This is a genomic window from Pelorhabdus sp. sgz311001, from assembly GCF_055901755.1.
Genome location: NZ_JBVXUT010000004.1, coordinates 73,548 through 85,504, shown reverse-complemented (window position 1 = coordinate 85,504; position 11,957 = coordinate 73,548). Strand labels below are relative to the sequence as shown.

The 11,957-nt window shown below is 41.7% G+C and carries 10 protein-coding genes; 7 read left to right on the top strand and 3 right to left on the bottom strand.

All coding sequences use genetic code 11. The annotated features are described in order from the left end of the window. Positions 1-8 precede the first annotated feature (8 nt). Entirely contained in the window at positions 9-698 is a 690-nt protein-coding gene (locus tag AC0MXB_RS11410; protein ID WP_474039813.1) for a YidC/Oxa1 family membrane protein insertase, read from the bottom strand. 194 nt (positions 699-892) lie between these two features. Continuing rightward, complete coding sequence (locus tag AC0MXB_RS11405) at positions 893-1,765, bottom strand: LysR family transcriptional regulator (protein WP_474039812.1); 873 nt, start codon at positions 1,763-1,765, stop codon at positions 893-895. A gap of 183 nt (positions 1,766-1,948) precedes the next feature. Between AC0MXB_RS11405 and AC0MXB_RS11400 the strand changes: the two genes are divergently transcribed. The 7 genes from AC0MXB_RS11400 (at position 1,949) to citF (ending at position 11,401) form a co-directional block, all read left to right on the top strand. After that, the gene (locus tag AC0MXB_RS11400; RefSeq protein ID WP_474039811.1) at positions 1,949-3,880 is read left to right on the top strand and encodes an aconitate hydratase; all 1,932 of its coding nucleotides are present in this window, start codon (positions 1,949-1,951) and stop codon (positions 3,878-3,880) included. 20 nt (positions 3,881-3,900) lie between these two features. Further along, the gene (locus AC0MXB_RS11395; RefSeq protein WP_474039810.1) at positions 3,901-5,064 is read left to right on the top strand and encodes a PrpF domain-containing protein; all 1,164 of its coding nucleotides are present in this window, start codon (positions 3,901-3,903) and stop codon (positions 5,062-5,064) included. A gap of 25 nt (positions 5,065-5,089) precedes the next feature. After that, complete coding sequence (locus AC0MXB_RS11390) at positions 5,090-6,550, top strand: SLC13 family permease (RefSeq protein ID WP_474039809.1); 1,461 nt, start codon at positions 5,090-5,092, stop codon at positions 6,548-6,550. Positions 6,551-6,614: 64 nt separating this feature from the next. Further along, positions 6,615-8,645, top strand: coding sequence for a methyl-accepting chemotaxis protein (locus AC0MXB_RS11385; RefSeq protein ID WP_474039808.1), 2,031 nt, complete (start codon positions 6,615-6,617; stop codon positions 8,643-8,645). A gap of 38 nt (positions 8,646-8,683) precedes the next feature. Continuing rightward, on the top strand, positions 8,684-8,956 hold the full coding sequence (citD, locus tag AC0MXB_RS11380) for a citrate lyase acyl carrier protein (RefSeq protein WP_474039806.1): 273 nt from the start codon (positions 8,684-8,686) through the stop codon (positions 8,954-8,956). Between the two features lie 10 nt (positions 8,957-8,966). Continuing rightward, positions 8,967-9,851 carry an aldolase/citrate lyase family protein gene (locus AC0MXB_RS11375; RefSeq protein WP_474039805.1) on the top strand — a complete coding sequence of 295 codons (885 nt, stop codon included), beginning with the start codon at positions 8,967-8,969 and terminating at the stop codon, positions 9,849-9,851. After that, a complete protein-coding gene (gene citF, locus AC0MXB_RS11370) occupies positions 9,851-11,401 on the top strand; it encodes a citrate lyase subunit alpha (RefSeq protein WP_474039804.1) in 1,551 nt (516 codons plus the stop codon). The genes AC0MXB_RS11375 and citF overlap by 1 nt, the downstream gene beginning before the upstream one ends. Before the next feature lie 69 nt (positions 11,402-11,470). On the opposite strand, the gene AC0MXB_RS11365 is transcribed toward citF, so the two are convergent. Beyond that, complete coding sequence (locus AC0MXB_RS11365; protein WP_474039803.1) at positions 11,471-11,869, bottom strand: hypothetical protein; 399 nt, start codon at positions 11,867-11,869, stop codon at positions 11,471-11,473. Between the last annotated feature and the right edge of the window lie 88 nt (positions 11,870-11,957).

Here is an 11,957-nt window from a genome sequence, read left to right as displayed (position 1 = left end):
GTATCATTTTAAGTTTTTTGCAAGAAATATTGTTGTAACATTTGGATTAGATTGCCCATAACCCAATATAAACCAAGTCCGGCGGGGAAATTCATTGTCATGTAGCCAACGAAAAAAGGCATGATGAGCAGCATTACTTTACTTTGTTCATTGGAAGTTGTTGCAGGCAGGCTTTGTTGCGAAGAAAAATAGGTTGTCAGAGCTGCTAATAAAGGTAAAATGTACAAGTGATCATAGCCAGATAGCGTTTTGATCCAGAGAAACCCGGGATGACTTACATAGTTATAATTACGCAGCGCATAGAACATACCGCTTAAAATTGGCATTTGTACGAGAAGCGGTAAACAGCCTGCGAGCGGGGTTATTTTTGCTTCTTTATATAAAAGAGAAATTTCTTTTTGTAACTGTACTTTGTCATCTTTATATTTTTCCTGCAAAATTTTTAATTGAGGATTTAATGATTTCATTGCGTTCATAGATTTTGTTTGTTTGGCTGCTAACGGAAATAAGATAGTTTTTATAACGAGTGTTAATAAAATGATGGCGATGCCATAATTAGGGAAGCCGAGGCTTAACGTGATATTATAAAAAAAGGTTAGCAGAGATTGCATAAATTCAATAAAATGATCAAACACATATTTCACATCCTTTAATGTGGTACATTCAATAGTAATCTTATGAAAGAGCTTATTCGCCATCGAACAAACAACTCCTTTATTATTGCAAAGTTGTTTGATTTACAAATGATAAGCCTACTTTAGTAATAACCGAATAAAATTTTGTCTGACAGGCATTTCCTAGATTTTTAGGAAATGCCTGTTTTTTGCGCGAATAGAAAACCCCACGCTAGGCGTGGGGTTTTAGAGATCCATACTGCGGTACTGACACAGGTCTATATTTCATCAGTAGCAAAGGTTGTTTTTATATATTCGATAAAAGCTTGAACTGCCGATAATTCCAAGGAATCGGCATGATATAGAAGCCAGGTACGTCGTTTGAGCGGCGTACCATCTTTCCAGAATAGATGTTGTACGAATAGATCATCTTGTTTAGGCAAACCAATTTCAGGAAAGACAGCCCAGCCAAGTCCGTTTAAGACCATTTGACGGCAAGTATCCATGCTATCAACTTCCATATTGATAAGCGGTGGAACGGCAAAAATCTGTCGCCACCACTCTTCAATCATTTTTTTTAGTGCAGAGTCTGTTCCATACGTAATTTGTGGTTTTTTCGGTAAATCCTCTAACGTAAGCGGCGAGGGGGATACAAGACAGATCGGCTCTTCTCGAATCAAATATTTTTCAGTATCCCAAGCAAAGTCACCGCGAACAATGGCGATTGAGATTTCTTCGGTTTGCAGCAAGCGGTTAATTTTTTGACTGAGTCCTGTTTTCAAAGAAATATCCACCAAAGGATACATTTCTAGGAATGTTTTGAGAAGTCGCGGTAACTCGTAGTAAGCAAAGATTGCCGAAGAGCCAAGACGTAAAGTCCCTTGTACCTTACCAGACATATCTTGAATTTTTTCTTTTGCAGCTCTAAACTCCAGAAGCATTTTTTTTGCATAAGCAAGAAGATATTCACCTTCGGGGGTTAGTGTGACGCCGGTCGAATTCCTGGAGACGATCTTCGTAGCAAATTCTTTTTCAAGTTGTTGCAAACGATACGTCATTGAGGGCTGTGCAATAAACAAGCGATTGGCTGCTTTCGTAATATTTTTTTCTTCAGCAATAATTTTTAACATAAGCCAGTCTTTTTCATTCATAAGACATACCTCGCTTTATCTCGATCGAAAAAATCTATGAGGATTAATAGAAATGAAATATTTTATATATTTTAATTATTGTACTACAATCAAAATCAACAGGCAATGTCCTATTTATTATCTGAATACTGTTTTCAGAATAAATTGTTTTTTTGATCATGAAAAATGAATGGAGGCTGGGAAATGGGAAAAAATTTAGTAGAAAAAATCATTGGTGCACATCTTGTCTCGGGAGAGATGACGCCAGGCAGCGAAGTTGGCATTCACGTAGATCAGACCTTAACGCAAGATGCCCTTGGTACCATGGCATATTTACAATTTGAATCTATGGGGATTGATCGAGTTAAAACGCTTTCAGTATCGTATATTGATCATAATACGTTGCAAGACGGTTTTGAAAATGCTGATGATCATCAATATTTGCAGACTGTAGCCGATAAATATGGGATTAAATGTTCTAAGGTCGGAAATGGTATTTGTCACCAGATTCATGTAGAAAGAGTGAGTCGTCCCGGTGAAGTACTCATTGGTTCAGACAGTCATACGCCTACTTCTGGTGCGGTAGGAATGTTGGCGATTGGTGTTGGTGGTCTTGATGTTGCTGTAGCGATGGCAGGCGGTCCTTTCTATCTTACTTACCCCAAAGTTATCAGAGTAAATTTAGAAGGAAAATTGCAGCCTTGGTGTTCGGCAAAAGATATTGTGCTCGAAATGTTGAAAATTCTCACTACGAAAGGGAATGTGGGAACATTAATTGAATATGGCGGCACTGGTCTAGCTCATCTTACCGTACCAGAGCGGGCAACGATTACGAATATGGGAGCAGAAATGGGAGTGACGACTTCTATATTCCCAAGTGATGAATTGACTCATACTTTCTTTAAAGCGCAAGAGCGCGAAGGCGATTGGCAAGAACTAAAACCTGATGCAGATGCTAAGTATGATCAGGTGATTAATTTGAATCTTGCAGCAATTCAGCCTAATGTCGCTTGTCCTCATTCACCTGATAATGTAAAAACGATCCGAGAAATTGAAGGATTAGAAGTGAATCAAGTACTTGTTGGCAGCTGTACGAACTCCTCCTATCGTGATCTGATGATGGTTGCCGCTATGCTAAAAGGCAAAAAGGTACATCCCAAAGTAAGCTTCGGCGTTGCACCAGGAAGTAAGCAGGTTCTTGCGATGATTGCTGAAAATGGTGCACTTGGTGATTTGATTGCAGCTGGAGCGCGGATTTTAGAAACGGCCTGCGGGTTTTGTGTTGGCTGTGGGCAGGCCCCGCAGACAAAAGCAGTATCCCTTAGAACCAATAATCGTAACTATGAAGGGCGCAGCGGCACGAAAGATGCAAATGTGTATCTAGTAAGCCCTGAAACAGCAGTGGCTGCTGCATTGACAGGAAAAGTTACGGATCCTCGTGACTTAGCGCTTGATTATCCGCAAATTGTACTGCCGGAAAAATATCTTATTGACGACAGTTTGATGATTGAACCATCCTGTCAGTCTGATATCGAAGTATTTCGCGGACCCAATATTGGTGAGCCGCCGAAAAATACACCTATGCCAGAAACGCTGACAGCGAAAGTTTCGATCAAGGTAGGCGATAAGATTACTACCGATCATATTATGCCTGCTGGACCTTATTTGAAATATCGCTCGAATGTGCCTAAATATTCGGGATATGTATTTTATCATATAGATCCGACTTTTTCGGAAAAATGTAAAACTAATAAACAATCAGGATTTGATTCAGTCATCGTAGCCGGATTAAGTTATGGACAAGGTTCTTCTCGGGAACATGCAGCACTTTGCCCGATGTATTTAGGCGTTCGCCTGTTGTTAGCCAAGAGCGCTGAACGAATTCACTCCGCTAATTTAATTAACTTTGGAATTTTGCAGCTGACCTTTGTGGATGATGCCGATTATGACCGCTTGCAAGACGGCGATGAGGTTGTAGTAGAAAACGTCTATGAAGCCGTCCAGTCAGAATTGATTACGGTGCTTAACAAAACACAAGGTTATAGCTTTAAAACAAGATGTTTGCTGACAAATCGCCAAAGAGAGATCGTGCTTAGCGGAGGTCTGTTGAATTACGCTGCTAAGGGCGGAAAATAAGCATCGAAGGATGTGGACAAATGAAAGAGTATGTAAAAATCCCAGCATTATATATGCGTGGCGGCACCAGTAAAGGTGTTTATCTAATGACGAAAGATTTGCCGAAAGATCCTGCGAAGCGTGATGAAGTCATTTTGGCGATTTACGGTAGTCCTGATATTCGCCAGATTAACGGGATGGGCGGGGCTGATCCTTTAACAAGCAAGGTAGCTCTTCTTAGTGTTTCCGAGCGCGAAAATGTGGATATTGACTACACTTTCGGTTATGTGGGGATTCAGGATCGCGTTGTCGATTATGAAGGGAATTGTGGTAATATTTCGTCAGGCGTAGGGGTTTATGCTATTTTACAAGGTCTTGTGAAAGCAGTAGAACCTATCACTTCTGTTAGGATTTACAACACAAATACAAAGAAAATTATTGAAGCATCGATCCCTGTGAAAGATGGCGAGGTTGTTACAGAGGGTGATTATGCAATTGACGGCGTGCCAGGAACAGGTGCTAAGATTGTACTCAATTTTTTAAATTCCGGTGGGGCAAAAACAGGAAAGTTGTTGCCAACAGGGAATGTGGTAGATGAAATTACGTTAAAAACAGGGAAAAAGGTACGAGTTAGTTTAGTTGATGCTGCCAATCCTTCTATATTTGTGAAGGCGGAAGATATTGGGCTTACTGGCTTGGAGTTGCCCCAGGATACGGAAACAAATCCGGAAATTTTAGCGATAATGGAAGATTTGCGTACGACAGCTGGTGTCATGATGGGACTTGCTGATAGTAAAGAAAAAGTTGGCCCAGCTGTACCTAAAGTTGCTTTTGTAGCTGCACCTAAGACGTATAAAACGACTACAGGAGCTGAAATACGCGCAGAAGAGATTGACTTGGTTGCTCGTACTAAGGCAATGGCTGTGCTGCATAAAGCGTATGCTGTCACTGGCGGAATTTGTGCATCGACAGCTGCTTTGATTGACGGGACTGTAGTCAATGAAATTGTAAGTGAAACAGCGAAAAAAAGCGGAATTGTCCGTCTAGGCCATCCGTCCGGTGTGCTAGGCTTTGAAATCGAGCTTCTAAATGAACAGAAAAAGTGGAATTTGGTCAAGGCTGGGGTCAGTCGTACAGCCAAGCCCATAATGGAAGGTTTTGTATACGTTTCACGCAAGGTTTTTCATGGTGAAGAGCCAAAATAAAAAGTGAATTGTAGGAGGAAAAGGCATGTCGGAAGTTATAAAAAAGAATCCCTATAAGCCAATTCATATTGGTATTGCGTTAGCTATATTAATCGGTATCGTTTTGTTGCCAAATCCTGATGGTTTGTCAATTGCAGGGCACAGAATGCTTGGAGTCCTTGCTTTTGCTGTGTATATTTGGATTTCAGAAGCAATGCCTTTTCCTGTTAGTGGTATAGCAATTACTTTTTTAATGATTATGCTGCTTGGATTATCACCGGAAAAAGGCGTTTCCGGTAAACTTTTAGGAACTGGGAAAGCGATTCCTATGGCTATGTCGGGTTTTGTGAATTCGGGCTGGGTCTTGGTTGCTGCCGGACTTTTTTTAGCAGAAGCTGTTCGGTTTACCGGGCTCGATCGTCGAATCGCTGTTAATATTCTGCGAGTTGTTGGGACAGAACCGAAGAAAATTATTGGCGGCATGATTATTGCCGGATTTTTACTGTCTTTTATCATTCCATCGATTGCGGCGCGGGCGGCAGCTTTGATTCCAGTGGCATTAGGTCTTATTACTGCGCTGAAAGTAGATAAAAAAAGTGCTTTTGCCAAGCAAATTATGTTAGTTACTGGCTTTACTGCAGCGATCACTGGCGGGACGGTTTTGACGGCAGGTGCACCAAATCCATTTACAGTAGGTCTGTTAGCCAGTCAATTGAATCACACAATTACTTGGTTAGACTGGTTTATTTATGCTGGACCGTTCACTGTGGTTCTGGGAATTATTATGTATGTGCTGGTTATTACCATGAATAAGTTTGAAAAGTTAGAAGGCGGCGAGGCGCTCATTACTAAGTATATGACCGAGCTTGGACCGATGACTTCGAAAGAAAAGCGGATTGGTTGGATTTTTGCGTTTACTATTTTGCTTTGGGGCACTGAGCATACCCATCATATTGATGCAAATACGATTACCGTATTTGCAGCATTGCTAATTTTCCTGACACAGGTGGCTACCTGGAAAGAAATGAGCGATCGCGTTGGCTGGGGTACTTTAGTTTTATTTGGTGCCGGTATTACGATCGGAGAAGTGCTTCTTAAGACGGGTGCTGCGGCCTGGGCTGCCAATGCTGCCCTGGGGCATATGGGGCTGCAATCGATGAGTGCTGCCATGATTCTTGCCACTATTTCGGTGCCGATTATCGTCATTCGTGTTGCTTTTTCTAGTATTGTCGCATTAGCAGCCATTGTTGTACCTACCATGCTCGGCTTATTGACTAACTTTAATAATCCTGATATTCCTATCTGGAGTGTCACTTTAATATCGTCATTTTTGGTTTACTTTTCCTTCTTATTGCCAGTTAATACGCCGGCAACCCTGTTGACTTATTCTACGGGGACCTATGAACAAAGTGATATGCTTAAAATTGGCATTCCGCTTACTTTATTAGGTTTGGGAGCGTATATTTTATTTGTTAACACCTATTGGCATTGGCTGGGATTAATTTAATTCATTAATAGTAGGGGCTTTATGCCCCTGCTCTTTTCATAGTCGCTAAGAGAGAGGATTCGTTATGAAAATAAACACTGTGCGTATTCGTCTTCTCATTTTATTTATACCGCTTTTTGCGGTTTCTTTTATTGTGCTTTCCGGTACTAGTTATTATTTGGCTATGAAAGCATTAGAACAAAGTAATCGAGAAGTTATCAATTCCATTGATTCCGATTACTCCAATCAAGTGAAAACACTTATTAGTAAACGGGTCACTGAACTAGAAGATTTGGCTTCGCAGGAAGCGATTCAAAAGAATACCGATTCAGCTAAAGTGGTAAGTATTTTAAAGGAAATGAAGCAGCGTACTGGCGATTTTGATAATATTAACTGTTTGCAGCCTAGTGGCAAAGGTGTCAGGTTTGATGGATCCACTACGGATGTATCTGATAAAGAGTATGTAAAAAACGTTGTAAAAACTCATAAACTATATATTTCTGATCCCATGTTGACAAGGGGAACAGGAAAGCTGGGCCTGATTATTGCAGTGCCAGTCATCGAAAACGGCATGTTGACTGGGATCGTTACAGGCAATGTATCACTAGAGCATGTTACAAGTTTAATTCAGGATAAGAAGGTTAAGGAAACTGGCTTTATTACTATTTTAGATCAACATGGCATTATTATTTCTCATGCACAAAAGCCAGAATTGAATGGTCAGATCAATATTACGAAAAAACAAATTGATCCGAGTTTTAAAACTGTTTTGCAAGAAGTAGATGAGCGGATGCTTGCTTTATTTCATGAAGCGGAGCAGGGACGACAAAGTAGTGGTCAATATACAAACTTTGATGGTGTAGTGCATCATGGGATCGCATCTTCAGTAGATTTAGGTGGCGGACAAAAATGGGTAGTTTTTGTTTCGGCACCAGAGCAGGAAATCGCAGCAGCAACGAATCAACTATCGCGTGTTCTACTAGTGATTTCTGCAATGTTTTTGCTATTGTCGGTTGCATTGATTGTTTTTTTCAGCAGGAAGTTTTCTTCGCCGATTCGCGAAATTCGCGATGAGTGTCTATTATTGGCTAAAGGCGATTTTAGAAGTCGGGAAGTAAAAGTTCAATCTCATGATGAAATTGGACAGCTTAGTACAGGCTTTATTACTATGAAAAATAATTTAGGTAACTTAGTCGGACAGGTACAGGACAAGTCGGATCATTTGGCGGCGGCAAGTGAAGAGTTTCTTGCCAGTGCGCAACAATCTTCCGAAGCTTCGTTACAAGTTGCTGAATCTATCACAAAAATTGCAGCAGGAACCGCCGATACAGCAGTATTGTCTAATAAGATTGCCACAATTACGCGGCAAATTGCTGAAAGGACAGAGCAGATTTCTTCTGCAAGCGACGCTATGGTTGATATAGCCCGTAATACATCGCAACAGGCAACGCGAGGTACTGTTGCTGTAGAAGAAGCTGTTGCACAAATGCAGCAAATTGGCAAAGGTTCCGAAGAGGTAGAACAAGCTGTTGCTAAATTGGCCGAAGGTTCGATGGAGATTGGTAATATTGTCAATTTGATTTCTCAAATTGCGGGACAAACGAACTTATTGGCTTTAAATGCAGCGATTGAAGCAGCAAGAGCCGGTGAACATGGTCGTGGTTTTGCGGTGGTTGCCGAGGAGGTTCGGAAATTAGCCGAAGCTTCTAACCAAGCAGCGCAGCAGATTGGCGCTTTGATTCAAACGAATCAGCACAATATGAATCAAGCTGTCGTAACAATGGAGTCTGGAACAAAAGGAATTCGGCGAGGGATTGAAGTGGTAACGTCAACTGGAACAACTTTTCAGGAAATTGTCCAATCCATTGTGGTATTGTCACGACAGATTACAGAATTCTCAACAGCCATTCATCAAGTTACCGAACATAGTAAAGGGTTAGTTGATCTTGTGTGTGATATAGATCGAATTACGAAAGACAATGCAGCTGAAACAGAAACGATTTCTGCAGCTGCCCAAGAACAAGCCGCCGCTTTAGGTGAGATTGCCGAAGCAAGTCGTTCTTTAGCTCAATTAGCTGGCGATTTAAGTGAAAATGTGAATCAATTTTTAATATGAAGTTATAAGAATTTTAGTATGAATATGGAGGGATCGAAGTGAGTCAAATTGTACAAATGGCGGTTGCCGGCACGATGGAGTCCAATGATATTTATATCACGGTAGCGCCAGCGACGGCAGGAGCAGGTCTCGCAATTGAACTGACCAGTCCGGTATTGAAACAGTATGGTAAACAGATCAAAGCGGTTATTGAAGCCGTACTTGCCGAAAATGGTGTTACAGAAGCAATCATTAAAGCCAGTGATAAAGGCGCTTTGGATTGCACAATACGGGCACGACTGAAAACAGCTCTTAATAGAGCAATGAAGTGAGGTGCGAGTAGTGGAAAAACTGAGAAGAACAATGATGTTTGTCCCTGGCAATAATCCAGGAATGCTGCAAAATGCTGATATTTATGGCGCCGATACGATTATTCTTGATTGTGAAGACGCAGTCTCTATTGCCGAAAAAGATTCGGCACGTAATTTAGTGTACCATGCCATAAAAGAAATGAATTATCAAACGGAAGTCGCTGTCCGTATTAATCATATTTCGACGCCTTACGGCTGGGATGACCTGGAACTTATTTTGGGAGCAAAACCTGATTTGATTCGTCTGCCTATGGCGCAAGACGCTGACGAAATTAAGCAAATTGATGCATTTATTACGAAAGCCGAAGAAAAACATGGCTTTGAACCTGGCTCAATTCGGATGATGGCAGCGATTGAAACGCCGCGCGGTTTGCGCAATGCCTATGATATTGCTTCGGCTAGCCCGCGTATGGTGGCCATTGCCATTGGCGCGGAAGACTTTATTGCCAATTTAAAAACATCCCGTAGCGCTTCCGGTCGAGAACTGGTAGTAGCTCGCGGCCAACTGATTCTTGCCGCGCGTGAAGCTGGGATTCAGTGCATTGATACCGTGTACTCTGATGTGAATAATGAAGAAGGCTTTAAAAATGAGCTGCAGCTCATTAAAGAATTGGGTTTTGACGGCAAATCGGTCATCAATCCGCGTCAAGTTCCGATTGTGCATCAATTCTTTACGCCGACAGAAAAAGAAATTGATTATGCAGAGCGGGTTCTTGCCGCTTATAAAGAAGCGCTAGCCAAGAATTCTGGCGTAATTTCGCTCAATGGTAAAATGATTGACTTACCGATTGTAGCCAGAGCCGAGCGGACGCTCGCTTATGCCCAGGCTGCGGCCGGACAAGGAGGCAAAGCGTAATGAAAAATGCAATAGGCAGAGAAATTCCCAGTGTAATTGCTGGATTTGATACATTTGAACTTTATGCAGGACCGTTTGCTAGACAACTTTCCGGTTCTGTACGCGGTCCGAAGCTGAGAAGCGTGACGCCGCGCAGTAATAAAATTTTAGCGTCCATTGAAGCAGCGATTGATGCAGTAGGCTTAAAAGACGGTATGACGATTTCTTTCCATCATCATTTCCGTAACGGCGATAAGATTTTAAATCGCGTAGTGGAAGCCATTGCTAAAAAAGGCATTAAAGATATTACTTTATCGCCCAGCTCTTTGAGTACGGTCAATGACGCCATTATTCCATTCATTGAACAAGGCGTTATTACGGCCATTGAAACAAGCGGCGCCCGCGGCAAGCTGGGAAGATTCTTAACAGCAGGCCACAAAAACCTGAAAAAACCGCTCCATATTCGTTCTCATGGCGGTCGCGCCAGAGCGATTGAAAGCGGCGATATTCATATTGATGTAGCGTTCCTTGGCGCACCAGCCTGTGATCGTTTTGGCAACATTAACGGTACACAAGGCCAGTCAGCCTGCGGTTCTTTAGGCTATGCCATTCAAGATGCTGCTTTTGCCGATCAAGTTGTAGCGATTACAGATCATCTAGTGGATCATCCATTGTTCCCGATCAGCATTCCCCAGACGCAGATTGATTACATCGTCGAAGTAGACAGCATCGGTGATGCTGCGGGAATCGCTTCCGGCGCGCTTCGTTATACGAAAGATCCGAAAGAATTGCTGATTGCGCAGTATGCAGCAGGCATTATTGAACACTCCGGCTATCTGAAAAATGATTTTTCCGTACAGCTGGGCAGTGGCGGTGCGTCCATGGCTGTAGGCCGCTTCATCAAGAGCAAAATGCAAGAGCAAGGGATTGTCGGCAGCTTTGGCGTTGGCGGTATGACCGGCGTATTTGCGGAAATGATGGAAGAAGGCCTCTTTAAAATGATGTTCGATGTGCAGAGCTTTGATATTCCGGCTATCGAATCGATTAAGAAAAATCTGAACCATGTAGAAATGTCGGCGTCGTACTATGCGAATCCGTATAATGGCGGCCCAATTGTGAATAATCTCGATGTAGTCATCTTAAGCGCCACGGAAGTAGACGTGGACTTTAACGTCAATGTAATTACTGACTCGAATGGTGTTATTATGGGCGCCTCAGGCGGTCATAGCGATACAGCGGCTGGCGCTAAAATGTCAATCGTTGTAGCACCGCTGTTGCGTGGCCGTCTGCCGATGGTTAAAGAATCCGTGCAGACCGTCGTAACGCCCGGGGAAACGGTAGACGTAATCGTCACGGAACGCGGGATTGCTGTAAATCCGAAACGCCCAGATCTAGTGGATCAGCTGAAACATGCGCCGCTGCCGATTGTTTCCATTGAGGAACTGCAGGCAAAAGCTTATGAATTGGCAGGCAAACCGGAAGAAATTGAAGTCACTGATGATGTTGTTGGTGTGGTAGAATATCGCGATGGTACGATTATCGATGTCATCCGTCGTCCCGTAGAAAAATAATCATAAAAAAACAAAGTCTCAAAATAGGATTTCAGCTATTTTGAGACTTTGTTTTTTTATGATTATTATTTAATCAAGATAATCAGGGAAAAAATCACCTTGCATAATGGCGAGTTCCCCCATATATTTCGATGCTGTATCTAGATCAATATGAAGCTTTTCTTGAATAAAAGTAAGTGTTGTATTTTCATCTTCTTTTTCCGTATGATCAACTTGTGCCAGAAGTAGTAAATTCGCATAAACTATATCCTTGTACGGATGATTTTCAAAGAAGCGACAAAGCTTGTTTAAAATAGCGTCATTCTCTAAAATGGAATTAGACGGAAATGGCGTTTCTAGTTCTTTTAGATAACAATCAAATAGTAGTTTTTGGGGGTAGTTAAAATGTCCTTCTGATTTCATGAGATATAATGCCAGGGCAGAAAAATTTTCTTTTTCTTCAATTGATTTTAGATAGTTTAATAACATAATCAATTCCCCTTTCTTATAAAAATCAGTAAAAATAGTAAAATTACTTATACTTAAGGAGCTAGTTTTACTCTTTATTTTTATTATA

What these genes read in the sequence shown, in the direction of transcription:
- AC0MXB_RS11410 (WP_474039813.1), bottom strand. Translation starts at nt 698, where the DNA reads ATGGCGAATAAGCTCTTTCATAAGATTACTATTGAATGTACCACATTA.
- AC0MXB_RS11385 (WP_474039808.1), top strand. Translation starts at nt 6,615, where the DNA reads ATGAAAATAAACACTGTGCGTATTCGTCTTCTCATTTTATTTATACCG.
- AC0MXB_RS11365 (WP_474039803.1), bottom strand. Translation starts at nt 11,869, where the DNA reads ATGTTATTAAACTATCTAAAATCAATTGAAGAAAAAGAAAATTTTTCT.
- AC0MXB_RS11405 (WP_474039812.1), bottom strand. Translation starts at nt 1,765, where the DNA reads ATGAATGAAAAAGACTGGCTTATGTTAAAAATTATTGCTGAAGAAAAA.
- AC0MXB_RS11395 (WP_474039810.1), top strand. Translation starts at nt 3,901, where the DNA reads ATGAAAGAGTATGTAAAAATCCCAGCATTATATATGCGTGGCGGCACC.
- AC0MXB_RS11400 (WP_474039811.1), top strand. Translation starts at nt 1,949, where the DNA reads ATGGGAAAAAATTTAGTAGAAAAAATCATTGGTGCACATCTTGTCTCG.
- citF (WP_474039804.1), top strand. Translation starts at nt 9,851, where the DNA reads ATGAAAAATGCAATAGGCAGAGAAATTCCCAGTGTAATTGCTGGATTT.
- AC0MXB_RS11390 (WP_474039809.1), top strand. Translation starts at nt 5,090, where the DNA reads ATGTCGGAAGTTATAAAAAAGAATCCCTATAAGCCAATTCATATTGGT.